The sequence below is a fragment of the Streptomyces sp. NPDC055140 genome (genome assembly GCF_053607285.1).
Window position 1 is genome coordinate 754,662 of sequence record NZ_JBSGTG010000002.1, and the last position, 24,965, is coordinate 779,626.

20 protein-coding genes are annotated in these 24,965 nt (G+C 70.8%); 6 read left to right on the forward strand and 14 right to left on the reverse strand.

The features are described from left to right. Positions 1 to 130: 130 nt before the first annotated feature. The 9 genes from ACWFR4_RS07200 to ACWFR4_RS07240 form a co-directional block, all read right to left on the reverse strand. The gene (locus ACWFR4_RS07200) at positions 131 to 1,702 is read right to left on the reverse strand and encodes a hypothetical protein (RefSeq protein ID WP_453651301.1); all 1,572 of its coding nucleotides are present in this window, start codon (positions 1,700 to 1,702) and stop codon (positions 131 to 133) included. Positions 1,703 to 1,788: 86 nt separating this feature from the next. Further along, complete coding sequence (locus tag ACWFR4_RS07205; protein WP_453651303.1) at positions 1,789 to 4,032, reverse strand: bifunctional glycosyltransferase/CDP-glycerol:glycerophosphate glycerophosphotransferase; 2,244 nt, start codon at positions 4,030 to 4,032, stop codon at positions 1,789 to 1,791. A 47-nt stretch (positions 4,033 to 4,079) separates the two neighbouring features. Then, positions 4,080 to 6,308, reverse strand: a complete 2,229-nt coding sequence (locus ACWFR4_RS07210; protein ID WP_453455544.1) for a bifunctional glycosyltransferase/CDP-glycerol:glycerophosphate glycerophosphotransferase — start codon at positions 6,306 to 6,308, stop codon at positions 4,080 to 4,082. A gap of 22 nt (positions 6,309 to 6,330) precedes the next feature. After that, positions 6,331 to 8,583, reverse strand: a complete 2,253-nt coding sequence (locus tag ACWFR4_RS07215; RefSeq protein WP_453651305.1) for a bifunctional glycosyltransferase/CDP-glycerol:glycerophosphate glycerophosphotransferase — start codon at positions 8,581 to 8,583, stop codon at positions 6,331 to 6,333. Positions 8,584 to 8,678: 95 nt separating this feature from the next. Next, entirely contained in the window at positions 8,679 to 9,890 is a 1,212-nt protein-coding gene (gene mgt, locus ACWFR4_RS07220) for a macrolide-inactivating glycosyltransferase (RefSeq protein ID WP_453651307.1), read from the reverse strand. 64 nt (positions 9,891 to 9,954) lie between these two features. After that, positions 9,955 to 10,410: a MaoC family dehydratase gene (locus tag ACWFR4_RS07225; protein ID WP_453651309.1), complete on the reverse strand. Its 456-nt coding sequence runs from the start codon at positions 10,408 to 10,410 to the stop codon at positions 9,955 to 9,957. Positions 10,411 to 10,474: 64 nt separating this feature from the next. Continuing rightward, positions 10,475 to 11,962 carry an acyl-CoA synthetase gene (locus ACWFR4_RS07230; protein WP_453651311.1) on the reverse strand — a complete coding sequence of 496 codons (1,488 nt, stop codon included), beginning with the start codon at positions 11,960 to 11,962 and terminating at the stop codon, positions 10,475 to 10,477. Between the two features lie 11 nt (positions 11,963 to 11,973). Continuing rightward, positions 11,974 to 12,852, reverse strand: coding sequence for an amidohydrolase family protein (locus ACWFR4_RS07235; protein ID WP_453455602.1), 879 nt, complete (start codon positions 12,850 to 12,852; stop codon positions 11,974 to 11,976). 16 nt (positions 12,853 to 12,868) lie between these two features. After that, entirely contained in the window at positions 12,869 to 13,795 is a 927-nt protein-coding gene (locus ACWFR4_RS07240) for an SDR family NAD(P)-dependent oxidoreductase (RefSeq protein ID WP_453455558.1), read from the reverse strand. 98 nt (positions 13,796 to 13,893) lie between these two features. Here ACWFR4_RS07240 and ACWFR4_RS07245 point away from each other — a divergent pair, with 98 nt between their 5' ends. After that, positions 13,894 to 14,409 (forward strand): MarR family winged helix-turn-helix transcriptional regulator, encoded by a 516-nt coding sequence (locus ACWFR4_RS07245; RefSeq protein WP_453651313.1) that lies wholly within the window; start codon positions 13,894 to 13,896, stop codon positions 14,407 to 14,409. Between the two features lie 10 nt (positions 14,410 to 14,419). Further along, positions 14,420 to 15,196 carry an IclR family transcriptional regulator gene (locus tag ACWFR4_RS07250; protein WP_453455561.1) on the forward strand — a complete coding sequence of 259 codons (777 nt, stop codon included), beginning with the start codon at positions 14,420 to 14,422 and terminating at the stop codon, positions 15,194 to 15,196. 4 nt (positions 15,197 to 15,200) lie between these two features. On the opposite strand, the gene ACWFR4_RS07255 is transcribed toward ACWFR4_RS07250, so the two are convergent. Continuing rightward, positions 15,201 to 16,820 carry an MFS transporter gene (locus ACWFR4_RS07255; RefSeq protein WP_453455564.1) on the reverse strand — a complete coding sequence of 540 codons (1,620 nt, stop codon included), beginning with the start codon at positions 16,818 to 16,820 and terminating at the stop codon, positions 15,201 to 15,203. A gap of 37 nt (positions 16,821 to 16,857) precedes the next feature. Beyond that, a complete protein-coding gene (locus tag ACWFR4_RS07260; protein ID WP_453651429.1) occupies positions 16,858 to 18,210 on the reverse strand; it encodes an alpha/beta hydrolase in 1,353 nt (450 codons plus the stop codon). Between the two features lie 278 nt (positions 18,211 to 18,488). Between ACWFR4_RS07260 and ACWFR4_RS07265 the strand changes: the two genes are divergently transcribed. The 3 genes from ACWFR4_RS07265 to ACWFR4_RS07275 are packed head-to-tail and all read left to right on the forward strand — an operon-like array spanning position 18,489 to position 20,655. After that, positions 18,489 to 19,556: a Rieske 2Fe-2S domain-containing protein gene (locus ACWFR4_RS07265; protein ID WP_453455567.1), complete on the forward strand. Its 1,068-nt coding sequence runs from the start codon at positions 18,489 to 18,491 to the stop codon at positions 19,554 to 19,556. Continuing rightward, complete coding sequence (locus tag ACWFR4_RS07270; protein WP_165914601.1) at positions 19,553 to 19,717, forward strand: hypothetical protein; 165 nt, start codon at positions 19,553 to 19,555, stop codon at positions 19,715 to 19,717. Before ACWFR4_RS07265 ends, ACWFR4_RS07270 begins: the two co-directional genes overlap by 4 nt. After that, a complete protein-coding gene (locus ACWFR4_RS07275) occupies positions 19,714 to 20,655 on the forward strand; it encodes a PDR/VanB family oxidoreductase (RefSeq protein ID WP_453455570.1) in 942 nt (313 codons plus the stop codon). Before ACWFR4_RS07270 ends, ACWFR4_RS07275 begins: the two co-directional genes overlap by 4 nt. 20 nt (positions 20,656 to 20,675) lie before the next feature. On the opposite strand, the gene ACWFR4_RS07280 is transcribed toward ACWFR4_RS07275, so the two are convergent. From ACWFR4_RS07280 to ACWFR4_RS07290, 3 genes are read right to left on the reverse strand one after another with little or no spacing between them, the layout of a single operon-like run. Next, positions 20,676 to 21,962: an ABC transporter substrate-binding protein gene (locus tag ACWFR4_RS07280; protein ID WP_453651315.1), complete on the reverse strand. Its 1,287-nt coding sequence runs from the start codon at positions 21,960 to 21,962 to the stop codon at positions 20,676 to 20,678. Further along, positions 21,959 to 22,792, reverse strand: a complete 834-nt coding sequence (locus ACWFR4_RS07285) for a carbohydrate ABC transporter permease (RefSeq protein ID WP_453455607.1) — start codon at positions 22,790 to 22,792, stop codon at positions 21,959 to 21,961. Before ACWFR4_RS07285 ends, ACWFR4_RS07280 begins: the two co-directional genes overlap by 4 nt. Positions 22,793 to 22,815: 23 nt before the next feature. Next, positions 22,816 to 23,751 (reverse strand): carbohydrate ABC transporter permease, encoded by a 936-nt coding sequence (locus tag ACWFR4_RS07290; protein WP_453455576.1) that lies wholly within the window; start codon positions 23,749 to 23,751, stop codon positions 22,816 to 22,818. Positions 23,752 to 23,941: 190 nt separating this feature from the next. Between ACWFR4_RS07290 and ACWFR4_RS07295 the strand changes: the two genes are divergently transcribed. Continuing rightward, positions 23,942 to 24,814: a phosphotransferase enzyme family protein gene (locus ACWFR4_RS07295; protein WP_453651317.1), complete on the forward strand. Its 873-nt coding sequence runs from the start codon at positions 23,942 to 23,944 to the stop codon at positions 24,812 to 24,814. Positions 24,815 to 24,965: the final 151 nt, after the last annotated feature.

A 24,965-nucleotide genomic window follows, 5' to 3' on the forward strand; every position in this document is an offset into this window, starting at 1 on the left:
GCGACCAGAGGGCCCGGGCCTTCGTGGCCGTCTTCACATCGGACCGGCCGGAGCGGACTTGTTGTGGGGGATAAACGGAGATCTCCTGGGCGTTCCGACACCGAGCGGTTTCAGCTGCTCCGTGCGCTTCTCACGGGATGTACTCCACGTTCTTCGGTGAGATGGGTGGGGCGGCTGAAGTCGCTGCGGTGGTGGATGGTGTCGCTCGGGACGCCGGGGGCGGGACGACGGGGCGTCCGGCACCGCGCAGCGCGGGAATGAGTGACAGGCCGAGCACGCCGATGAACATGGGGGCCGCCATGTAGCGGAAGCACGGCGAGGGGGTCGCGACGAATACGGTGAGCTGATTTCCGAGGGTGACGCCTGCCAGGGCGAACAGGGGGCGGCAGCCACGGGCCCGGGCGAGCCGGGTGACGAGCACGTAGGTGGCGTAGCACCAGATCGCGCCGCGCCACAGGAGCCACTCCAGCTGGGGAACGCGCGAGGCGGCATACGCGAAGACGCCCACGTCGTGGAGGGCTTGGGACGGGGGCCGGGGCTGGGCCGCCTGTCGGTAGGGGCTCGTCCGCATCTCCGGGTACCACTTGTAGAACACTGGGTTCACCCAGTTGAGGGAGTTGTACGTCCTGCCTCCTTGATCCTGCGGCCCGGGGAAGACGGCCCAGGCGATGTGCCCGCGGCAGATCCGTGCGCCCATCACTTTCTGGGGGGCCTTGCGCAGGGTGCGCCACCACAACTGCACGAGAGGTTCGGTGAGTTGATCGGTGACATGCCTGTTCAGCTTCCGGTACAGCGGGTCGGAGGCAAAGCAGGTGGCTCCGGTCGCACGCCAGTCCGAGAGCGGCGCCGCCCGGGCCATCAATCGCAGATCATCCTGGGTGAACAGGCCCGGCGCCTGCGCATAGGTCACCGCCAGGTCGGCGTAGTGGAGGTTGTAGACCAGCGTCTTGGGCGGCTTCTGGATACCGACCGCCGAATAGACCACGAGCATCAGCGTCAGTGTCACGGCGGTGGTGACGGTGACCAGCACGGCGATCGTGCGGCGGGCCCCGGGCAGCACCAGAAGAAGGCTCAGGGCGGCGATCACGGCAACGGGGAAGCCGTTGTTGCGGAAGAGGCCGATCCCGAGGAACGCGACGCACAGCAGCAGGAGTTCGGAGCGTCGCAGGTGGCCGTTCCACCTCCCCTGCAGCCGCCTGCCCACCAGTCGTACCGTCACGGCGAAGGCCAGCACCGCACAGATCGTGAACGGCACGTCCTTGCCCACGTAGACGGTGAACACACCGAGCGGTGGAGCCGCCGCGCAGGCCACTGCGGCCGGTGCGCTCCACCGTCCGCGTACGCCGAGTGTGCACAGGCTCGCGCACGTGTAACCGAGTACCGCGGACATCGCGACCGTCTGCAGGAGCGTCAGCGCCGCGAAGCCCCCGGTGCTGTTGAGGGACAGCCAGAGCAGGGAGTTGTAGAGGACCGAGTGATTGGAGATCCAGTGGTCGGTGGTGACCTGCCAGGTGTAGGCGAGCGCGTCGTAGTCGATCAGGCCCGGGTAGAACGCCATCCACCACAGCAAGTAGCAGGCCTGGCAGGAAAGGTAGACGACGAGCGGCAAGCGCAGCGCCGGCGGTACGCGCGACCACAGCTCGTGGGCCCGGGCTGCCGCCGTTGAGGAATGGAGCCGGGAACGGGGCGCTGTGGCTGACATGGCGGAGATCTCCTGGGCGTTCGGACCGGAGCGGCGAGCGGAAGGTGAGAGGAAGGACAGGGCGGTGGCTCACGCTGCGGCCCTGGTCATCGTGTGCCGTCCGGGACTGCGGGGTGCGCGGCGTCGCGGAGCTGTCGTGCGTCCTGCTGAGGGATGGCCGACGGGGGGTACTCCTGGCCGAGCATGATCAGGGAGACCACCCGGGCGGCCGCATGCCCGTCGTCGTACGGACAGAACCGTCGGCGGAAGGCGGCGCGAAGAGCGGCGGAGCGCGCGTCCTGCCATGCCCCGGAGGCGAACAGATCCGTCAACTCTGCGGTGCTGGTGGAGACATGGCCCGGCGGCTCGGCCGGCAGATCGACGTAGGCGCCGCGGGCCGCCCGGTACGCCGCCCAGTCGTCGCCGTGGACGATGATCGGGCGGTCCGTGTTGGCGTAGTCGAACATCAGGGACGAGTAGTCGGTCACCAGGGCGTCGGAGACGAGCATCATGTCCTGTACCGAGGGCTCGTCGGTGACGTCGAGGAGCTGCCCGCGCCGCTGGAGGTCGCGCAGCTGCAGATCACGGATCTCGGCCTTGGCGTCCCTCGGGTGCAAACGGACGAGCAGGGTGACCGTCGGCCCCAGCTCCCTGACCAGGTGCTCGAAGTCGAGCCGCGGCACGTACGACTTGCGGTGGTCGCGCCAGGTCGGGGCGTAGAGCACCACGGTGTTGCCGTCCGGGACACCGAGCCGCTTGCGCAGGGCGCCCGTCCGCAACGTGTCCCCGCGCACCAGCACGTCGTTGCGCGGGGCGCCGGTCGGCAGTGAGGTGAAGTGACAGGGATAGGCGCGGTCCCAGATCTGCTGCGCGTACGGACTGGAGACCAGGCTGAAGTCCCAGCGGTCCGCGCGCCGGAGCATCGCACGGACATCGACGTGATACTTCGCGGCCGGGCGGCCGAGCAGGTCGACGCCCATGTGTCCCAGGGGTGTCCCCTGGTGGGTGTGCACATGGATCTGCCCCGGGCGCTTCACCAGGCCGAGTGTCCAGTCGACGTTGTTGACGAAATACGTGGCGCGGCTCATTACCCGGTGGTATCCCGGTGTGCCCGGGGCGACGTGGTCGATGCCTCCCGGCAGCCGCTCCACGTCGTCCGGCCGCACCACCCACACCGGTTGGATGTGCGGGGCCAGCATCCGGGCCACGTCATGGATGGCCGCCGGATCGCCGAGCACACCGCGGTGCCAGAAGGCCGAGTACACCGCGAGATTCGGATCGAGCGGGCGCCGGCGCTGGGTCCCGGCGATGGCGCTGTTGATCCGCCGTGTGGTCGCCTTGCGCACCTCGCTCTTCTTGCGGAGGGACGCGCGGCGCAGCCGCTCAGCCAGCACGCAGGCCTGGAACACGGGGTAGGGGCTGCCGGGGAGCAGGCGCCACTGGGTGCGGTAGGCATCGTCCGGCGGGGTGAAACCGTCCGGCTTGTAGCGCCGGTAGAACCCCACTGTCTCCCGGTAGAAGGCGGCCCGGTCCTCGGGCAGTACTCGCTCGCCGAGCGGCATCGTCGCCAGGAAGTGGTTGATCATCCGCTCGAAGAGGAGCGGCCTCGACCCGTCCAGTTCCGGGTGTTCGTCGAGAAACGCGAACAGCCCCGCGTACTGCGCGAAGATGTCGAAGTGCCTGCGTCCCGGGGTGCGGGTGATCGCGCCACGTCTGCGCTGCAGATACTGGACGCACACCCGGTCGAGACAGGCGATGCGGCGGGCGCACATCAACGCCTGATAGGTGACCGGGGCGTCCTCGTAGAGACCCTGCTGGTAGGTGAATCCGTGGCCGGTGAAGAAGTCCCGACGGTATGCCTTGTTCCAGGCGACCAGGAACAGATGCAGATACTGGGGACTGCTCATGATGTCGAACGTGTCTGTGCCCGCGGAGGCGAGCAGATCCGCCGTCATGCTCCTGCCGCCACGGCCCCACCAGTGCGTGCGCACATGGTCGAAGACGAGAACGTCCGGGTCGTCGGTGACGGCGAGCCGCTCGTCGATGGCTCGCAGTGCTCCGGGGGTGTAGCTGTCGTCGCTGTCGAGGAAGAGCAGATAGTCGCCGGTGGCGCGGCCGACCCCCGCGTTGCGCGCCCGGCCGAGGCCGACGTTCTGCGGCAGGTGGACCGCGGTGACCCGTGCGTCGCACGCCGCGTACTCGTCGATGATGGTGCCGCAGTTGTCGGGTGAGCAGTCGTCGACCGCGATGACCTCGATGTCGGTGCAGGACTGCGTCAGGATCGAGTCGAGGCACTCGCGCAGATAGCCCTGGACCTTGTAGACGGGGACGATGACGCTGAAACGAGGCACGGGCTCTTCCACGGTCGTGAGGGATGGGGGCGTGCGGTTCGGACGGGTCAGTGGTGCGGGACGCGGACTGCGGCCGGGGCCGGAACGCGCTCGCCCAGCGGAACGACCGGCGGCAGGGCCTCGGCCGGCTCACCGAGCAGCACCCGGCGCACCACCCGCTCCGCGGCAAGCCCGTCGTCGAATTCGCAGAACCGCTCACGAAACGCGCCGCGCAGCCGGGCCGCGGCCTCGCCGTCCCACTCACCGCCGCGGAAGATCCGTGTGAGCTCGTCCTGGGTACGGGCCACCGGACCCGGAGGCGCGGCGAGCAGATCGAAGTAGACGCCCCGTGTCTCCCGGTAGATGTCCCAGTCGTCGGCGTACACGACGATCGGGCGGTCGAGGTTGGCGTAGTCGAACATGATCGACGAGTAGTCCGTGATCAGCGCGTCCGCGGCGAGGCACACCTCCTCGGGCGAACGGTGCTCCGTCACGTCGATCAACGCGCCGGAGCGCAGCATCCCTTCGAGGCCTGCGGCCCCCTCGTAGGAGTGGTGGGCCCGCAGCAGCACGACGAACTCTTCGCCGAGCGCCTCGCAGAACGCGACGAGGTCCAGCTGGGGGAGGAAGTCCGTGCGGTAGTCGCGGTGGGTCGGCGCATACAGCACCGCGATCCGTTCCTCGGGGACGCCGAGGCGGCGCCGGATCGCGGCCACGTCCTCGGCCGTCGACATGTAGAACGCGTCGTTGCGCGGATAGCCGACGTCCAGACTCTCGTACTCGCCCGGGTAGGCCCGCTCCCAGACCTCGGTGGAGTGGCGGTTCGAGGCGAGGTTGAAGTCCCAGCGGTCCACGCGCTGCAGGAGCTTGCCGAGCGGGCCGGCCGCGGCCGCCGCCGCCGGGAACTCCACCTGGTCCACGCCCATGCGCTTGAGCGGGGTGCCGTGCTGGGTCTGCACATGGACGGTGCCGGGACGCTTCTTGACCGACATCTCGAAGTTGACGTTGTTGAAGGTGTACTTGGCGGTGGCCATCACCTCCCAGTAGCGGGCGCTTCCGATCACCACGCTCTCCACGTCCTCCGGCATCTGCCGCGCGTGGTCCTCGGTCGCCAGAAAGACCGTTTTGATGTGCGGGGCCAGACGCCGCGCCGCCGCGTGGATGGCGGCGGGGTTGCAGGTGTAGCCGCGACCCCAGTACGAGGAGAAGACAGCGAGGTTCTCGTCGACCGGCCGTCTGAGGAAGGCCCCGTACGGGTTGCCGGTCCGCTTCCGCAGTCTCCTGAGGAGCCGTCCGACTGGCCGCGCCACCCTGTCGAGGCAGCGCTTCGTGCCGCGCAGTGCGCGGAATGCCGTGTAGGAGCGGGAAGCCAGCAACGCGTGCTGCAGCCCCACGCTGCCTCCTGGCGGGCGGTGGCCCGTGGGTCGGTGCTGACGGTAGAGCCGGGCGGCCCTGCGGAAGTACTGTCGCCGCAGCGCGGGCCTCGGCAGCCGTGCGGGCGATGCCGCTGTCTTGAGCACCCCGCACACCAATTGGTGGAAGACCCTGCCGAGCAGCGCCGCGTCCGGCTTCAGCTCCGCCGCCCGGCGCATCACCAGGTCGAACTGGTCGAGCAGATCCATGTGGTGGAGTCCGGGGATCTGGTTCCGGCTGCCTTGGCGGCGCAGCAGATGGCGTACGCAGATCCGGTCGAGCAGCGCGATCCGCTCGGCCCGCAGCGCGGCCAGCACGCTCCACACCGTGTCGGTGAACATGCCGGGCACGAAGGCCAGTTCGTGCCGGGACACGAAGTCGCGCCGATAGGCCGCGCTCCATGCGGGCACCAGCACATCGGGCAGCGCGGGGTGCTGCTCCACGGTAAAGGTCCCGGCCGGGGCCCCCTGCCACAGCCGCTCGAGCGTCGCCCCCCTACTGCCGTCGAACCAGTGCACCCGCTCATGGTCGAAGAGCAGCAGATCGGGCTCTTCGGACTCGGCGAGCCGGGCGTCGAGGATTCCCAGTGCGCCGGGCACCAGCGTGTCGTCGCCGTCGAGGAAGAGCAGGAACTCGCCTTCAGCGACGGCGATTCCGGCATTGCGTGCGCCCGGCAGGCCGTGACGCGGTGGCGAGTGCACCACCTTGATCCGCGGATCGCGGTCCGCGTGTGCGGCCACGATCGAGGCACACAGCCCTTCCGGGGCGCTGACGACGGCGATCAGTTCGAAGTCGGCGAAGGCCTGGCCGAGCACCGAATCAAGACAGTCGGGCAGTCGCCCCGGCCCGTCGTGGGCGGGAACAACAACGCTGAAGCGGGGCAACACACTCTCCTTCGGTGGGCGTTCAAGCAGCGCTGGTGGGCAGGGTCACGGTTGCCTCCGGCTCCTTCCGCTGACCGGATGCCGCCGGGGCCTCCGCCGGTTGCCGCTCGTCCAACGGCACGACGGACGGCAGGCCCGCCGTCTCCCCGAGGAGGACATGCCGCACGACCCGCTCGGCGGCGCCCCCGTCGTCGTACGGGCAGAAGCGACTGCGGAATGCGGCCCGCCGCTGGGCGGAGCGCGGGCTGCGCCACTCGCCGGTCGCGAAGATGTCGATCAGCTCGTCCTCGCCGTTGGCGACCGCGCCGGGCGGGAAGGCCCAGAGGTCGAAGTAGGTGCCGCGGGCCGCCTCGTAGGCCTCCCGGTCGTCGGCGTACACGACGATCGGGCGGTCCAGATTGGCGTAGTCGAACATGATCGACGAGTAGTCCGTGACCAGCGCGTCGCTCGCCAGGCAGAGGGATTCGACGCAGGGGTGGCCCGAGACGTCGACCAGCCGGGACGAGTCCTTGCCCACGAGCGGAATGCCGGAGAGGTGGTGGGCGCGGGTGAGCAGCGTGAAGCTGGGGCCGAGTGAGCGCAGCATGCGCTCCAGATCGATCGCGTGGCGCTGGGTGCGGCGGTAGTCCCGGTGTGTGGGGGCGTACAGGATCGCGACCGAATCCCGGGGGATGCCCAGAGTCTCGCGCAGCCGGGCCACGTCCTTGCCGGTGGCGTGCTGGTAGATGTCGTTACGCGGATATCCGTACTCGAGCGTGGTGTAGGCGGCGGGGTAGACCCGTTCCCAGACGAGCGTGGAATGGCGGTTCGCGGACAGGACGTAATCCCACTTGTCGCAGTTGGCGACCATGCGTCCGACGTCGGTGTCGCCGACCGCGGCGGGCCGGTCGAGCAGGTCGAGGCCCATGTGCTTGAGCGGGGTGCCGTGCTGGGTCTGCAGGAACACCTGGCCCCGGGCTTTGACAAGTCTTCGGTCGAAGTTGACGTTGTTGACCAGGTATTTGGAGCGGGCCAGCGCCGTCCAGTACGCGGCCGAGCCGGGGGTGAGGCGACGGGTGGCCGCCGGGATCGTGTGGTCGTGCGCGGGGCCCGCGATCCAGGCGGTGCGGATGCGGGGCGCCACTTCGCGGACCTTCGCCTCGATCGCCGCCGGGTTGCAGCCGTAGCCGCGGCCCCAGTAGGCGGAGAAGACGGCGTCGTTCTCGCGCAGCGGAAGGAGCCGTTGGATGCGGTAGTGGATCTGAAGTGCGGCCGCCCTGACGGCACCGTATGCGGCGACGGCAGCGCGGTGGACGTGTCGCTGGAAGGCTCGTGCGCAGTACAGGGCGAGGTAGCTGCGGTGCGCGCCCAGGCGTACCAGGGCGTGCCGGATTCTGGTGCGCGCGCGGGGAGTCGCGCCCGGGCAGCGGTAGCGGCGGCTGTAGGTGCGGGCCTGGCGCAGAAACGCGGCGCGGCTGCCACGCAGCAGCCGGTCGCGCGCCGTGAACACCGTGCTGAAGTGGTCGAGCATCCGGCGGAAGACGAAGGGGCGCCAGCGCGCCAGTTCGGGGTGCGCGTCCAGGTAGGCGAAGACCCGGTCGTACTGGTCGAAGATCTCGAAATGCCTGCGCCCGGGGGAGCAGGTGATCGCTCCCTGTCTGCGCTGCCGGTACCGCACGCAGACCCGGTCGAGCACCGCGATCGAGTTCGCGGTCACCAGCACCGGATAGGTCCAGGAGACGTCCTCGTAGTAGCCGGGAGCGAAGGTGAAGCCCGCTCGCTCCAGGAACTCACGGCGGTAAGCCTTGTTCCAGACGACGTGCAGGACTCTCAGCAGGCCTGGCCTGTCGTCCAGGGTGAAAGACGCCGGGCCCTCCTCGGCGAGCTGGGCCGTGACGACGTCGGGGGCCGTCCTCCCGGTGCAGTACGACCGCACGTAGTCGTAGACCAGGACGTCGGGGGTGTCCGTGTCCTTGAGCCGGTCCGAGATCGCGTGCAGCGCGTCAGGGGTGAGGGAGTCGTCGCTGTCCAGGAAGATCACATACTCGCCGGTGGCGCGTTCGAGCCCGGCGTTGCGGGCTCGGCCGAGACCCGTGTTCTCCGTCAGATGGATGGCACGCACACGCGGATCCCGGGCCGCGAACTCGTCGATGATCGTTCCACTGCCGTCCGGTGAGCAGTCGTCGATCACGATCAACTCAAGATCCGTGAAGGGCTGCTCCAGGACGGATTCCAGGCATTCATGTAGATATGCCTGCACCATGTAAACGGGGACAATCACACTGAATCGTGGCAATACGAATCCATGGGTCGTCTGCGGCGTATTGCCCGAAAACGACCGATAGCATCCGAAGTTACGCGAAATATGGCATATGGGGTACTCCTGAGTGATCAGGGGGCGGAACCGCCGCCCCTCCCCGCCGCCTCCACCAGGTCGGCCGCCCGGGACGTGCCGCCCTCGCCCGCCATGTCCGCCCGGATCTCCTCGAGGCGGCGCGCCACCTCGGGATCGGCCGCCATGGCGAGCACCGTCTCCCTGAGCTTGTCGGGCGTGGCCTCCTCCATCGGTACGTGGCGTGCGACGCCGAGCGCCTGGAGCATGTCGGCGTTGCCGAACTGGTCGACGGCCTGCGGGACCGCGACCATCGGCGTCCCGGTGGCGAGGCCCTCCTGGCTGCCGCCCGCGCCCGCGTGCGTGATGAAGGCGTCGGCCTGCCTGAGGATCGCCAGCTGCGGCACCCAGTGGTGCACCTCGACGTTCGCGGGAATCTCGCCGAGCTCCTCCTCGTCGACGAACTTGCCGATCTGGAGCACCACATGCCAGCCGGGCAGGTCGCCGAAGGCCTCGACGCAGGCGCGGTAGAAGGCGGGCTGCTTGGTGAAGGACGAACCGAGCGAGACGAGGAGGACCTTCTCCGCGCCGGCCGGGCGCTGCCACTCGCCCTGCGCCGCCCGCTCGCCCTGGCAGGCGCCGACGAAGGTGTAGCGGCTCTCGTCGACCCGGTCGGCGTTCGGCTGGAGCGCCTTGGGGATGAGGACGAGACAGCGGTCGGGGCGGCCCATGAAGTCCTCGACCGAGAGGTCGATTCCGTTCGACCGGATCCAGTGCTCGAAGTTCTCGTAGAACGCCTTGCCGCGCGGCGTCTGCTTCAGCGGCTCGAACATCGGCTTGCCGACCTCTTCCTCGTAGCCCTCCCAGGCCACGAGGTTCGGTGAGAACTGCACGATCGGGACGTTCCAGCGGTGGGCCAGGACGCGGGCGGGGTACGCGGTGATGTCGTAGAGGACGAGGTCCGGCTCGTCACCCTCATAGAGGTCGATGAGCTGGGGCAGCGCCTGGATCGCGTCGGTGAGGAAGGGTTCGAGGTTGTCGATCAGCTCCGTGCCCCACGCGTCCGGGTCGTCGTCGGTGGGCAGCGTCGAGTGCCAGATCCTGGGCTCGGCCCCGGCCTCGGCGACCTTCTCGGCGAACTGCGGCGGGATCGCGTACGTCACGCGGTGCCCGCGCGCGACGAGCTCCCTGATCACCTCGATGCTCGGGTTCACGTGCCCGTGGGCGGCGATGGAGAACATGGCGATATGGGCGTTGCTGGGGACGGTCATGCCGACACCGTAAGCGAGACGAACCGTCTCGTGCAACTTAATAATGTCGCCCTTTCGCCGACACCTACGCGTAGAACCGCGAGACGCTCTGCAGGACGCACGCCGGCTTGGCCGCTCCCTCGATCTCGACGGTGCCGTCGACCGTGATCTGCACGCCGCCCGGCACGTCCTCGACTCTGGCGAGACGAGCGGCCAGGCGGATGCGGGAGCCCGCTGGCACGGGGGCGGGGAAACGGACCTTGTTCAGGCCGTAGTTGACCTTCGTGGTGACGCCTTCCACGTCCAGGAGCTCGGTGAACATCGGGATGAAGAGGGAGAGCGTCAGATATCCGTGCGCGATGGGCGCGCCGAAGGGGCCTTCCTTGGCCCGCTCGGGGTCGGTATGGATCCACTGGTGGTCGCCGGTCGCGTCGGCGAAGGTGTCGATCCGCTCTTGCGTGACGTCGATCCAGTCACTGGAACCCAGGTCGCTTCCGGTGAGCTTCTTCAGTTCGGCGAGGCCGTTGACGGTGATGCCCATGAGGGGCTCCTTCGGTGCGTTCTGATGGGGGTGCCGATGTGGGTGCGATACGAGTGGGAAGGGGTCATGAACTGCCGTGCAGGCGGCGGACGTCGGCCTTCACGAGCTTTCCCGAGGCGGTGCGGGGCAGGGCGCCCACGACGACGGCCGACTTCGGGATCTTGTACGGGGCCAGGCGTCCGGAGAGCGACGCGAGGACCTCGTCCGGGTCGGGCGCGCGGCCTTCGCGGGCGACGAGGACCGCCCTGCCGACCTGGCCCCACTTCTCGTCGGGTACGCCGATGACCGCGCACTCCGCGATGTCCGCGTGGGCGAGCAGGGCGTCCTCGACCTCCGCGGGGTAGATGTTCTCGCCGCCTGAAATGATCATGTCTTTGAAGCGGTCGACAATGGTGACGTAGCCGTCCGCGTCGATCCGGGCGGCGTCCCCCGTCCGGAACCAGCCGTCGGCGAACGCGGCGGCGCTCTCGCCGGGCAGGCCCCAGTAACCGGGCATGACATGCGGCCCGCGCACCAGGACCTCGCCCGTCTCGCCCGGCTCCACCGGCGCGAGATCGGGGCGTGCCACGCGTACGTCGCTGAAGAAGTGCGGCACGCCCGCCGTGCCCGCCTTGCTGACGGCGTGCTCGGCGTCGAGGAAGAGGGTGCCGGGCGCCGCCTCGGTCATCCCGTAGCCCTGCAGGAAGGTGAGGCCGCGCTCCTGGTAGGCCGCGATGAGCGGGGTCGGGACGGGCGAGCCGCCGCAGCTGAGCATCCGCAGCGACGACAGGTCGGCGCCCGGCCAGTTCGGTTGCCGTGTGAGCTGGTCGAACATCGTCGGGACGCCGAACATGAAGGTGACCCGGTGGCGCTCGACGAGTTCCAGGGTCGCCGCCGCGTCGAACGAGCCCACCAGGACACAGCTGCCGCCCTTGAGAAGAACGGGCAGGGTGAGCATGTTCAGGCCGGCGGTATGGAAGAGCGGCGCCGCCACGAGCGCGATCTCGTCGGCGATCAGGTCCTGGTCGACCAGGACGTTGACGGCGTTCCAGGTGAGGTTCCCGTGCGTGAGCATGGCGCCCTTGGGCCGGCCCGTCGTCCCGGAGGTGTACATGATGATGCACACGTCGTCGGGGCCGACCTGCTCGTCGATCGGGAGGACCGGGGCGGCGGCCAGCAGTTCCTCGTAGGCCGGTCCGTCCGCCTCGACAGCGGTGCGGACGCCCGGCAGGTCACCGCCCCGCGCGGCGGCGTGCAGCAGCACCGTGGCCCCGGAGTCCCTTATCTGGAAGGCCAGTTCGGGCTCGGCGAGCCGGGTGTTGAGCGGTACGAAGACCGCGCCGAGGAGCCCGGTGGCGAACAGCGTCTCCAGGAACGAGGGGTGGTTGGGGCCGAGGCAGGCGACCCGGTCGCCGCGCCGGACGCCGAGCGCCCGCAGGGCGTGGGCGAGCCGCGTGGTGCGCTCGTGCAGTGCGGCGTAGCTGACGGTGGTGGTGCCGTGGATCAGTGCGGTGCGGTGCGGGGTCTTGCGGGCCCGGCGTGCGGGCCACGACCCCAGTCCCTCATTGCGCATCAAGTGCCCTTTCAGGAGCCGGAGTCGGCGAGTCCGAGCAGCCGGGCGGCGTTCTCCTTGAGGATCTTCGGCCTGACCTCGTCCTTGATCGGGAGATTCGCGAAGTCGGCGAGCCAGCGGTCGGGGGTGAGGACGGGGTAGTCCGAGCCGAACAGCACCTTGTCCTTCAGCAGGGTGTTGGCGTACTGGACGAGCTGCTGCGGGAAGTACTTCGGCGACCAGCCCGAGAGGTCGATGTGCACGCCGGGCTTGTGCGTGGCCACGGCGAGGGCCTCGTCCTGCCAGGGGAACGACGGGTGCGCGAGGATGATCTTCAGATGAGGGAAGTCGGCGGCGACGTCGTCCACGTGCATCGGATTTGAGTACTTGAGGCGGATGCCGCCACCGCCGGGCACGCCCGCGCCGATGCCGGTCTGGCCGGTGTGGAAGAGCGCGACGGCGCCGGTCTCCTCGATCACCTCGTAGAGGCCGTACGCCATACGGTCGTTGGGGAAGAAGCCCTGGATGCTGGGGTGGAACTTGAAGCCGCGTACCCCGTACTCCTCGACCAGGCGCCGGGCCTGCCGGATCCCGGCGCGGCCCCGGAAGGGGTCGATGCTCGCGAACGGGATCAGCACGTCGGGGTTGGCGTGCGCGGCCTCGGCGACCTCTTCGTTGGGGACGGGCTCGGTGCCGGTGGCGGACTCGGCGTCGACGGTGAAGACGACGGCGGCCATCCGCCGCTCGCGGTAGTACGCGGCGGTCTCCTCGAGGGTGGGCTTCCGGTTCCCCTCGACCTTGAAGTAGGCGCTGGACGCGGCGTGCAGTTCGTCGTCGAGCGACGCCCGCCCCTTGGACGACACCTCGGCGTGCGTGTGGACGTCGATCGCGACGAGTTCGTCCACGTCGATCGTGGTCATGGCGGCGTCACTCTCCCGGGATCTTCGGCGCGGGGATGCCGACGGTCTGCGGCTCGCGTCCGACCGACGTGTGCCAGGTCTCGGCGATGGTCCGTGGGCTCCAGCCGCCGTCCGCGTAGGCGACGGACACCTCCTGCGGGTGCGACCACAGGGCGAGCTTGTCGCCGCCGATGCCGACGCACTGGCCCGTGACGTCCCGGGCCGCTTCGGAGGCGAGGAAGGGCACGAGTGCGGCGCAGTCGTCCGGTGTGCCGAAGCCCTCGCCCCTGCGCAGGAAGCCGGGCAGCGGTTCGCCGCCGCGCAGGGCGTCGACGTACGGGGCGAAGGCGGGGATGGTCTCGGTCATCGCGGTCGCGGCGACCGGCACGACGGCGTTCACGGTGACGCCTGCGCGGGCCAACTCCATGGACCAGGTGCGCACCATCGCCGCTATCCCGGCCTTGGCGGCCGCGTAGTTGGTCTGCCCGAAGTTGCCGCGCTGACCGGCCGGCGAGGCGACGAGCACCAGGCTGCCACCCTCGCCCTGTTGGCGCATGCGTACGGCGGCGGCACGGGCGCAGGTGAAGGTGCCCCTGAGGTGGGTGGTGACGACGGCGTCGAAGTCGTCGTCGGTCATCTTCCACAGCACCCTGTCGCGCAGGATTCCGGCGTTGGTGACCATGACGTCCAGCCGGCCGAACTCCGAGACGGCCCGGCCGACGAGGCGCTCGGCGGCCTCGGTGGTGCCCACGGGGACGACCTCGGCGACGGCCCGGCCGCCGGCCTCGGTGATCGTCTTGACGGCCTGCGCGGCGACGTCCGCGTCGATGTCGTTGACGACGACGCTCGCACCGGAGCGGGCGAGGGCCGTGGCGTAGGCGAGGCCGAGTCCGCGGCCGCTTCCGGTGACGACGGCGACCTTGCCGGAGAGGGAAATTGAGGGTGTGTCAGGCAATGGGCGGGTCCTTCCAGGTACGGGTACCGGCCGACGAGAAAGACGTTATGACCAATCATTGTTGTCGTCAATAGTTGCCGTAAGCCTTGAATTCCTTCATGCTGGAGCCTCACGCACGACCTCACGCACCCCCGTGCCCGCACGGACCGACCCCGGAGCCCGACATCACTGACGAAGAGGCGCCCTGGATGCGCGCGCTGCACGCCGACACCGGCTATCTCCTCTACCGGCTCGGGCTGCACTCGGGCCGGCTGTTCAACGCCACGCTCGAAGAGTTCGGCCTGCGGCTGCGGCACTACGCGCTGCTGCGCTACCTCGCCACCGTGGAGGGCGCCCTGCAACGCGAACTGAGCGACCGGCTCGGCTACGACCCGAGCGCCATCGTGAGCCTCGTGGACGACCTGCAGGAACTCGGCCTGGTGGAGCGGGGACCCGCGCCGGGCGACCGGCGCAGCCGCATCGTCGCCCTCACGGACCGGGGCAAGGACGTCCTGCGCGACACCGACAAGGGCAGTCGGCGCGTCACCGACGAACTGCTCGCCCCCCTCGCCCCCGGGGAACGGGCCACGTTGCAGGCCCTGTTGGCGCGGGTCGCGGAAGCGGACCGGGACTGACGCGCCGGACATGACCGAGCCGTCGGAGGACCCCCCGCGCGCGGCGCGCAGCCGTTCCGCGGCGGAGCGGCTGCTTGCGGTGCTCGGCGCGTTCGACCACCGCAGACCCGCGCTGTCCCTCACCGAGATAGGCCGCCGGGCCGGACTGCCGCTGGCCACCGCCCACCGCCTGGTGGGCGAGCTCACCGCGTGGGGCGCCCTCGAACGCGACGCGGCGGGCAGCTACCACGTCGGGCTGCGGATCTGGGAACTCGCGGCGTTGGCCCCGCGCGGCCCCGCCCTGCGGGAGGCCGCGCTGCCCTTCCTCGAGGACCTCTACGAGGCGACCCACGAGAACGTGCACCTCGCCGTGCGCGACGGCCTCGACGTCGTCTACATCGAGCGGCTGTCCGGCCGCCACGCGGTCGGCGTCCGCAGCCGGCTCGGAGCACGCTGGCCGCTGCACGCGACGGGCGTCGGACTCGTCCTCCTCGCTCACAGCGCCAGGACCTTCCAGGACCAGGTCTGCGGGCGGCCGCTCGCCGCCTTCACCCCGCACACCCTGTCCGACCCCGCCCGGCTGCGCCGCGCCCTGGCCGAGGTGCGGCGCACCGGCTGCGCGGTGGCCGACCGCCAGATCACGGACGACGCGGTCTCGGTGGCGGCGCCCGTGCGCGGGCCGCGCGGCGACGTCGTGGCCGCCGTCTCGCTCGTGGTGCCCTCGGCCGGGACGCAGCCGCACTCGCTGGTCCCGGCCGTACGGCTCGCGGGGCGCGGCATCTCGCGCGCCCTGGGCTGGCGGCCCTGACGCGTCAGGGCGATACCGTGCCGGTGTCCGGCAGGGCCGCGGCAGCCGTGCCCGTACCCTCCTCCCGCCCCTCCCCCGGAAGGCTCTTCGCCGGAAGGCTCTTCTCCCGGACCGGGCTCAGGGCGACGAGTACGAGGAGCGCCGACAGTGCCGCGGCCGCCCCGCAGACGACGAACCCGATCGCGTAGCCGTGCCCCAGCGCCTCCAGGGCATAGGGTCCGGCTGCCCCGGGAGGTGAGCCGGCCGGCACGGAGTTCAGGGCGAGCGGGCCGCCCTCGGCGAGTACCTCCCCGGCCGCCGCTCTGGCGCCCGGCGCCAGGTCCGACGCACCGATCGCACCGTCGAGCCGGGACGACGCCTGGCTGAGCGCCACCGCGCCGATGACCGCGGGACCGAGGGTGAAGCCGAAGTCGCGCAGCAGGTTCGTCGAGGCGCTGGCCATGCCCGCGAGATGGGCGGGTGCCGCGTTGACGGCGGTCGCCGTCACGGAGGAGACGGTGAAGGCGAAGCCCACCCCGACCAGGCCGAGCGGCAGGATCAGCGAGGGCAGGGCCCGGTCGGTCACCCGCAGCGAGGCGGCCGCGAAGTCGCCCGCTGCCATCAGGGCCAGGCCGCCGGCCAGCAGCAGACGCGGCGCCACCCGGGTGAGCAGCCGGGTGGTCAGCGGGGTGAGGAACGGGGTGATGCCGTTGAGCAGCAGGAAGGCGAACGCGGTGCGCAGCGGACTCTGGTGCTGGATGGGACCGAGCCGGATGCTGGCCGCGTACGCGGTGCCGAGGAACGCGAACATGCCCACGACGGTGACGGCGGAGGCCACCGCGAACGACCGGTCAGCGAACAGGTCGAGGCGCAACAGTGGTGAGCGCGCCCGCAGTTCGGCGACGACGAACAGGCCGAGGAAGACGGCGGCGACCAGGAAGGCGGTGACCACGGGCACGGAGCCCCAGCCGTCCATCGGCCCCTGGATGACGCCGTAGAGCAGGGCGAACGCGCCGACGCCGATGGTGATCTGCCCGCCGACGTCCAGCGAACGGCCCTCGGGCGCACGGGAGTCGTGGGCGAGCAGCAGGCTGGTGAGGGCGCTCACGGCGGCGACGGCCGTCACCACGACGAAGGCCCACCGCCAGGAGCCGTAGTTCCCGGTGATGCCCCCGAGCAGCGGGGCGAGGAAGCCGCCCGCGGACAGGCTGGACGCCCACAGCGCGATGGCGCGGGTCCGGCTCGCCGCGGTGGTGCTGCCCGCGGCGATCATCGCAAGGGAGGTGGGGAACAGTGCCGCCGCGCCGAGCCCGGCGAGCGCCTGCCCGGCCCACAGCTGGTGCACCCCCGCACTGGCGGCGGCCACCGTCTCGCCGACGCCGAGGAGCACGGCGCCGCCGACGAGCAGCCTCTTGCGCCCGAAGAGGTCGCCAAGGACGCCGAAGGTCAGTTCCAGGACGGTGACGGGGAGCAGGAACGCGTCGGATATCCAGGTCAGCTGGGAGCCGACCGGGTGCAGATGTTCCTGGAACAGGCCGTTGAGGGTGGCGGGAAGGGCGATGCCGATCTGGGCGAGGCAGACCGCGAGACATCCGGCGATCAGGGTTCCGGCGGTGAAGCGGCCGGTGATTCTTCGTACAGGCATGGGACATCCCTGGGGGTCGAAGGTACGGGGGAACGGTTCAGTGGGAGCGGGCGGCGCCGTTCAACTCGCCCGGCCGGTACGGGACATACGCGGCGTCCCCCAGACGCAGGCCGAGCGCGGCGCGCTGCAGGGCCTCGGGCCGCTCGGCGCCGTCCCAGCGCTCGAGGGCGGCCCTGCGGTCGATCGCATGCACCGCGGCGACGGTCTCCCCGGCGGTGAAGGTGCAGTGTCCGGGGCGCGCGACGTACGCCTGCCGCAGCAGGGGCCCGTCCCCGGCCGCCCGCACCCGGTCCGCGAACGCGTCCTCCTGCTCCACGGGGACGAGGTTGTCCGCGACGGTGTGCACGTCGAGCAGCGGTACGCCGAGTCCCTGCCCCGCCGACGAGGTGCGCCGCGCGGCGGCCACCGCGGCCGGGTCGGCCACGGTGCGGGGTCCCGCGGCGAGCACGTCGAGGTCGGCGCGCAGGTCGAGTCCCGCCGCGCGGTACAACTCCCGCACCTGTGGGGCGTGTTCGGAGTGGGCCAGCAGGGTGGCGTAGTCCGCGCCGGCGTTGCCCGAGTTGTTGCCGCCCACCGACTGCTCCATCGCGTACCGGCCGCCCTCGACGAACGCCAGGAGGCCCTGGGCCAGCCACCCGTACTGCTGCTTCTCCTGCGCCTGCGCGTCGTGCGGCGCCGGGGGCCTCGCGCCGGACGACCAGACGGGCAGGTTGAGATAGGCGGCGGCGAGCGCGATGCGGGCCCGGCCCTCCGCGGTGTCCTGCGCGGACGTGACGGCCGCGGTGAGCCGGTCCGCGGTTGCGGACGCCTCGGCCGCGTCGGCGAACCCGGTCAGCCGCACGTCCTGCCCGGGCAGCAGCAGCCGGGCGAGGGCGTACTCCGCGTTGAGCTGGTACGTGTCGAGGTCGGTGCCGCCGGCGACCAGGCCGCACAGGCCGAGCGCGGCGTCGACGCGGCCACCACCGTCACGGGCGATGCGGGCGTTGACCAGGCCGCCCATCGACTGGCCCACGGAGAGGGTGCGCGCCGGGCGGGCCACCGCAGCGGCGAACGCGTCGAGCGTGGCGAACTGGTCGCGCTCGGCGCTCTCCAGGGCCCATATCGAGCCGTGCGGATCGTACGAGGACCCCGCCAACGCGTAGCCCTCGGCGAGGAGTTGGTCGCGCACCGCGGGGCTGGGCGCGTCCTCGGCGACGGTCGGGCCGAAGCCGTGCGAGAAGAGGACGAGGGTGCCGTTCCAGTGGGCGGGGACGTCCGCGATCCAGGTCGCATCGTCGGCCAGGGTTCCGGTCAGGTGCCGGGCGGGCGCCGCGGTGTCGGCCTCGGCGGCGGCCGGGGCCGCGAGGGTGAGGAGCAGCGCGGCGCCGAGCGCGGCGAGGGTGCGGGGCATGGGTGCGGGCACGATGAGGCGCTCCGTTCTGCGGGGGTTCTTTCGGGAGTGCTGTGAGAGCTGCGAGGGAGTGCGGAGGGTGCCGCCGGGGAGTGCCGGCGAATGCGTGGAATGTAGAGCGCAATAATTGTCGAGGTCAATGATTAAAGGCCTCCGGCCTTCTCCGGCTTCCGCCCGGCGGAAGAGCCGTTGCCGGGGGCTCGTCCCCGTCACGACCCTGGTGGCACACCACGGCACGGCGAAGCAGAGCCGCTTCGCCCTTCAGGGACGGGAGTGCCATGTCCGAGTTCGCGCGGAACCAGTGGTATGTAGCGGCGTACGGGACGGAGGTCGGGCGGGAACTGCTCGCCCGCACCGTCCTCGGCGAACCGATCGCCTTCTACCGGACCGAGGACACGGGCGAGGTCGTCGCCCTGGCGGACCGCTGCGTGCACCGTCGCTTCCCGCTCTCGCACAGCCGGCTCGACGGCGACAAGGTGGTCTGCGGCTACCACGGCTTCACCTACGACACGACCGGCACCTGCGTGTACGTCCCCGGGCAGAAACGCATCCCCCGTACCGCCAGGGTGAGTTCATACCCCGTGGCCGAGCTGGACTCCTTCGTGTGGGTGTGGATCGGCGACCCGGCGCTCGCGGACCGGACGACGATCCCGCGGGCCCCGCACCTGGCCGACTCCGCGCACTGGACGACGGTCGGCGGGATGGAGCCCATCGACGCCGACTACGGCCTCCTGGTCGACAACCTGATGGACCTCTCCCACGAGACGTATCTGCACGGCGGCTACATCGGCACGCCCGAGGTCGCCGACACCCCCATGACGACCGAGGTCGACGAGGGCGCGGGCATCGTCCGCGTCAGCCGGCACATGGACGACGCCGAGTGCCCGCCGTTCTACGCCAACTCCACCGGCATCAAGGGCCGTATCACCCGCTGGCAGGACATCGAGTACCACGCCCCCTGCCTGTACCTGCTGCACAGCCGCATCGCCCCGCAGGGGGTCCTGCCGAACCCGGACGGCACCGACCCGGACGCCTTCCACGTGGAGATCACCTACGCGATCACACCGTCCACGCCGGACCAGGTCTACGACTTCTGGGCCGTCTCCCGCGACTTCGGCCACGGCGACGAGGAGATGTCCACGTTCCTGCGCGACTTCAACCACGAGGTGGTCATGCAGGACGTGAACGCGCTGAACCTGCTCCAGAAGACCCTGGAGAGCGAGCCCGCCGGCTACCAGGAACTCAGTATCAACATCGACACGGGCGGCCTCGCCGCTCGCCGGATCCTGTCCCGCCTCGCCGCCGAGGGCGACCGGTCCGCGACCCCCGACAACGTCGCGCGATGAGCCGCCCGCCCACCGCCGAGGTGTACCGCGTCGACTGGGTCCCCGGCACCGACGAACTGCACGGCATCTGCCACTGCGGGGCCGAGCACGACACACAGGACCCCGTGGCGATGTGGCAGTGGATGCTGTCCCACCCCGATCACCAGGAGGACGACCGGTGACCCCGCCCTACGAAGCCGACCTCGTCGTCGCCGCACGGACCGAAGTGGCCACCGGCGTCGTGTCCTTGACGCTCCGCCACCCGCAGGCGGAACCGCTGCCCTCCTGGGAGCCGGGTGCCCACGTCGACCTGGTCCTCACGCACGACCTGGTCCGCCCGTACTCGTTGTGCGGCGACCCCGCCGACCGCACCGCCTGGACCGTCGCCGTCCTCCACGAACCGCGCGGACGCGGCGGATCGGCGTACGTGCACGAGAGGCTGACCCCGGGCGCGGTCGTACGCGTCCGGGGACCACGCAACCACTTCCCGCTCCACGAGGCACCGGGCTACCGATTCGTGGCGGGCGGCATCGGGATCACCCCGATCCTTCCGATGGTGGCCGCCGCCGAGGCGGCGGGCGCCGAGTGGAGCCTGCTGTACGGCGGCCGGACACGCGGCTCGATGGCGTTCCTCGGCCAACTCTCCGCCTACGGCGCGAAGGTGCGCGTCGCGCCGGAGGACGAGACGGGCCTCCTCGACCTCGACGGGTATCTCGGCCCGCCGGACACGAACACCCTGGTCTACTGCTGCGGCCCGGGACCGCTCCTCGACGCCGTCGAGGCCCGGGGCGCCGCTCAAACCGAGCGTTTCCGGCCGGCGCAGGACGGACCGGACGGCGCCGACGGCAGGGACCACGCCTTCGTGGTGGAGCTGCGGCGCTCCGGCCACACCCTGACCGTGCCGCCCGGCCGCAGCATCCTGCACACGGCGCAGGAGGCGGGGGTCGAGGTGCTGTACTCCTGCGCGGAAGGCACCTGCGGGACCTGCGAGACCGACATCGTGGAGGGCACGGCGGACCACCGGGACTCGGTGCTCAGCGCGCAGGAGCGGGCGGCGGGCGAGACGCTGATGATCTGCGTCTCACGCTGCCTGGGCCCGCGCCTCGTCCTCGACATATGACCCCGTTGTAGTGTCTCGCCCTACCTCTGATACCTCGCGAGCACCAGATTTCCGTCCTTCACCAGGCGTTTGCGCAGTTCACCGAGGCCGATCGAGCCGCTGTAGTACTCCTGGAGGGCGGGCGTCGCGACCTTGTCCTTCCATTCCGCGTAGCCGCGCACCGACTGCGCGGGGGCCGAGCGGAGGTCACCGGCGAGGGCCGTGCCGGTCGCCCAGTCGTTCTTCTGCGTGTGCAGGGCCGGGTCCTTCAGCGCCTCGGTGCCGGTGGGCAGCATCCAGTCGCCGAGCGCGAGGCGCACCATGTTCGACGGCTGCAGCAGGAAATCGATGAACTGCGCAGCCTCCTTCTTGTGCGGGCTGTCCTCGGCGACGGACAGGGTCTGCGGGGAGACGCCCTGCGCCAGCCCGTCACGGCCCGCGGGCGCCGGGAGCACCTGCCAGTCGAAACCCTTGGGCGCCTGCTGGACGATCTGCTGGCGGTAGGAGAAGCCGAGCGGAACCATCGCGTACTTGCCGGCGAAGAAGCCGGGAAGCGTGTCGGAGCCGCCCATGCCGAGCGTCGCGCCCGAGGCGCTCGCGTCCGTGTTGACCTGGTCGTGGACCGTGCGGGGCACGACCTGGTCCGCGGCGTCGAAGCGGACCGTCACCTTGCCGTCGGCGCCGCGGTGGAACATGCGTCCGCCGGCCGAGAGGGAGAGGTTGAGGGTCGCCGAGACGGGCTCCTTCAGCGGCCACGCGACACCGAACTTCCTGTCGCCGCTCAGCTTCTTCGTGACGGCCCTGAACTCCTCCCAGGACCAGGGCTTCGCGGGCGTCGGGATGCGTACACCCGCCGCCTTGAGGATCTTCGCGTTGGCGATGAGGACGCGCGGCTCCTGGAGGAACGGCACGCCGTAGACGCCGTCGCCGAAGGTCGTGGTCTCCCAACTGTGCTGCGGGATGCCGGACTTGAGGCGGGCGGGCAGCAGGTCCCGCAGATCGGCGAGGTAGCCGCCGTACGCGAAGTCCGCGAGGTCGTCGGAGGCGTCGTGGATGACGTCGGGCGCCTCCCCTCCCTCGAAGGAGGTGAGCAGCTGGTCGTGGACGCTGTCCCAGCTGCCCTGGACGTACTTGACCTGGATGTCCGGGTGCGCCGCGTTCCACTCCTTGACGAGCTGCTTGTTGGCGTCGACGGACTCCTTCTGCCAGGCGAGGGACTGGTATTCGAGGGTGACCTTGCCGTCGTCGTCCGTTCCGCCGGAGGAACAGCCGGTGAGCAGCAGGGCGACGGCCGCGGTGACGGCGGCCAGCCGGCGTACGCGCCTCATGACTTCACCGCCCCGGCCAGCATCCCGCCGGTGAGTCTGCGCTGGATGAGCGCGAAGATCACCAGTGAGGGCAGGGTCGCGAGGAACGCGGCGGCGGCCAGCGGCCCGAGGTCGGCGACGCCCTCCGCGCCGAGGAAGTGCGTCAGGATCACCGGCAGCGTCTGCCGTTCCGGGCTCTTCATCAGGACGAGCGCGAAGAAGAACTCGTTCCACGCGGTGATGAATGCGAACAGGGACGTCGCCACCAGACCCGGCGCGAGCAGCGGCGCCGTGACGGAGACGAGTGTGCGCAGCTTTCCGGCTCCGTCGACGGCGGCCGCCTCCTCCAGCTCGGGCGGCACGGCCCGGACGTAGCCGACCAGCATCCACAGTGCGAAGGGCAGCGACCACACGACGTAGACCATGATCAGGCCGGGCAGGGAGTTGATCAGGTGCAGGTTCTTCAGGATCAGGAAGAGCGGGATGATCAGCAGGACGAACGGGAACGCCTGGCTGACCACCACCCAGCCCGTCGCCGCGCGGGACAGCGCGGAGCGGTGGCGGGCCATCACGTACGCCATCGGGGTCGCGATGACGACGGCGATCAGGGCCGCGCAGACCGCCACGATCACGGAGTTGGCGGCGGCCCTCAGAAGGGGCTGCTCGTCGAAGGCCTGGCGGAAGTTGGCGAGCGTGGGGTCCTTGGGGATCCACGTGGGGTGCAGGCTCGCGAGTTCGCGGGGCGGCTTGAACGCCGTGGAGATCAGCCACAGGAACGGGAACGCGAGGAAGACCAGATAGGCGAGCAGCGCGAGGTACTGGCCCGCGCGCGCCGGCCTGCTCGGCCGGATGCCGGTACGGGTACGGGTACGGCTCACTGCTCGTCGCCTCCCTTGAGCCGGCCCACGAGGTAGAAGGCGAGGATGACCGAGATGACCGCTACCATCACGCAGCCCATCGCCGCCGCGTAACCGAACTGGCCGTAGCGGAAAGCCTCTTCGTAGGCGAAGAGCATGGGAAGGCGGGTGCGCCCGCCCGGGCCGCCGTTGGTCAGGACGTAGACCAGGGCGAACGAGTTGAAGTTCCAGATGAAGTTGAGCGCGGTGATGGCGAGGGCGACCGGCCTGAGCGCGGGCCACGTCACGGCGCGGAAGCGTCCCCAGGCGCCGGCGCCGTCGAGCGCGGCGGCCTCGTGGAGTTCGGGCGAGGTGTTCTGGAGTCCGGCGAGCAGCGCGACGGTGGTCTGTGGCATGCCCGCCCAGATGCCGACGACGATCACGGCGGGCAGCGCGGTCGCCAGACCGGTGAGCCAGTCGCGCCCGTCACCGAGGCCGAGGTCGCGGATGGTCTCGTTGAGGATGCCCGCGTCCGGGTTGTAGACGAGGCGCCACATGATGCCGACGACCACCTCGGGCATCGCCCAGGGAATGATCGCGAGCGCCCGCGCCAGCCAGCGGAAGCGGAGGTTCTGGTTGAGCAGGAGCGCGAGGCCGAGCGCGAGCAGGAACTGCGGGACGGTCACCCCGACCGCCCACAGCAGGCCGATCCGGAACGAGTCCCAGAACAGCGTGTCGTGCAGCAGGTCCTGGAAGTTGAGCGCCCCCACCCACTGGGTCGGCGCCGTACGGCCGGCCTGCGAGTCGGTGAACGCCAGCGCGATGCCGTAGAGGAGGGGCCCGATGCTGAGCACGAGGATCGGGATGAGGGCGGGCAGGACCAGGAACCAGGCGCCGCGGTCCGCCGGGCGCCCCCGCTCGGGTGGCCCGGACGCTCGCTTCACCGGCCGCGTCGTCGCGGTCGTCAAGGTCACGGATTCGGCTCCTTCGGGCGGCGGGTGGGGGTCCGGCCGCCCCGGCGGCCTCCGTCATCGTGCTGAGGGACCCGTGCCTCGTCAAGCCGCTGTGCACGACGTTGTCCGTTACAGCGCCGACCGGGGCGTATGCGCACGTGAAACGGGTGCGAGACTGGGCGCGGAACATGTGATCGGCGGGAGGCAAGTGATGGACGAGGCGCAGGCGCGGAAGGTGCTCGCGGCGGCGGGGCTCCCCGGCGGGCAGCGGGGCGGCGAGCAGGAGGCCGCGCTGCTGGCGCTCGGCGAGAACGCCGTGTTCGCGCTCGGCGACCTCGTGGTCAAGGTGGGCCGCGACCCCGAACTCCTGGAGCGGGCGCGGCACGAGCTCGCCGTCGCGGGCTGGCTCGCCGGCCAGGGCGTGCCGGCCGTGCGCGCCGCCGAGCCGGAACCGCTCCTCGTGGACGGCCACCCGGTGACGCTGTGGCACCGCGTTCCGGCCGCGCTGCGCCCCGCCGAACCGCGCGACCTGGCCGAGCTGCTCCGCCTCGTGCACGCCCTGCCCGCGCCGCCCTTCGCGCTGCCGCGCCGCGAGCTGCTCGGCGGCGTCGAGCGGTGGCTGCGGCTCGCGGGCGACGCGATCGACCCCGCCGACGCCGCGTATCTGCGTGCGCGGCGCGACGGCTTCGCGGACGCGGCGGCGGCGCTCGTCCCGCGTCTGACGCCGGGCCCGATCCATGGGGACGCGCTGCCGCGCAACGTGCACATCGGCCCCGACGGGCCCGTCCTCGTCGACCTGGAGACGTTCTCCGCCGACCTGCGCGAGCACGACCTGGTCGTCATGGCGCTCTCCCGCGACCGGTACGGCCTCGGCCCCGAGGCGTACGACGCGTTCACGCGGGCGTACGGCTGGGACGTGCGGGAGTGGGACGGGTGCGCCGTGCTGCGCGGCGCGCGCGAGACGGCGAGCTGCGCCTGGGTCGCCCAGCACGCGCCGGTCAACCCCAAGGCGCTCGCGGAGTTCGAGCGCAGGGTGGCGTCTCTGCGGGACGGGGATCCGGCGGTGCGCTGGTACCCGTTCTGACGGGTGCCGTTCCCGGCGCTTGGCTGAACCTCCGCTCGGGCGTGGGCGGCTGAACCTCCGCTCGCGAGACGGCGGTTGGACTCCCGCTCAGGAGTTGTTGGACTTTCGCGCCGAATTCATCCGATCTCTTTCCCATGGTGACGTCCTGGAG

Bases quoted from the DNA above. Each gene is read 5' to 3' on its own strand.
- ACWFR4_RS07200 (WP_453651301.1), bottom strand. From the start codon at position 1,702: ATGTCAGCCACAGCGCCCCGTTCCCGGCTCCATTCCTCAACGGCGGCA.
- ACWFR4_RS07280 (WP_453651315.1), bottom strand. From the start codon at position 21,962: ATGAGGCGCGTACGCCGGCTGGCCGCCGTCACCGCGGCCGTCGCCCTG.
- ACWFR4_RS07250 (WP_453455561.1), top strand. From the start codon at position 14,420: ATGACCGAGCCGTCGGAGGACCCCCCGCGCGCGGCGCGCAGCCGTTCC.
- ACWFR4_RS07265 (WP_453455567.1), top strand. From the start codon at position 18,489: ATGTCCGAGTTCGCGCGGAACCAGTGGTATGTAGCGGCGTACGGGACG.
- mgt (WP_453651307.1), bottom strand. From the start codon at position 9,890: ATGACCGTCCCCAGCAACGCCCATATCGCCATGTTCTCCATCGCCGCC.
- ACWFR4_RS07295 (WP_453651317.1), top strand. From the start codon at position 23,942: ATGGACGAGGCGCAGGCGCGGAAGGTGCTCGCGGCGGCGGGGCTCCCC.
- ACWFR4_RS07270 (WP_165914601.1), top strand. From the start codon at position 19,553: ATGAGCCGCCCGCCCACCGCCGAGGTGTACCGCGTCGACTGGGTCCCC.
- ACWFR4_RS07225 (WP_453651309.1), bottom strand. From the start codon at position 10,410: ATGGGCATCACCGTCAACGGCCTCGCCGAACTGAAGAAGCTCACCGGA.
- ACWFR4_RS07260 (WP_453651429.1), bottom strand. From the start codon at position 18,210: ATGCCCCGCACCCTCGCCGCGCTCGGCGCCGCGCTGCTCCTCACCCTC.
- ACWFR4_RS07230 (WP_453651311.1), bottom strand. From the start codon at position 11,962: ATGCGCAATGAGGGACTGGGGTCGTGGCCCGCACGCCGGGCCCGCAAG.
- ACWFR4_RS07255 (WP_453455564.1), bottom strand. From the start codon at position 16,820: ATGCCTGTACGAAGAATCACCGGCCGCTTCACCGCCGGAACCCTGATC.
- ACWFR4_RS07245 (WP_453651313.1), top strand. From the start codon at position 13,894: ATGCTGGAGCCTCACGCACGACCTCACGCACCCCCGTGCCCGCACGGA.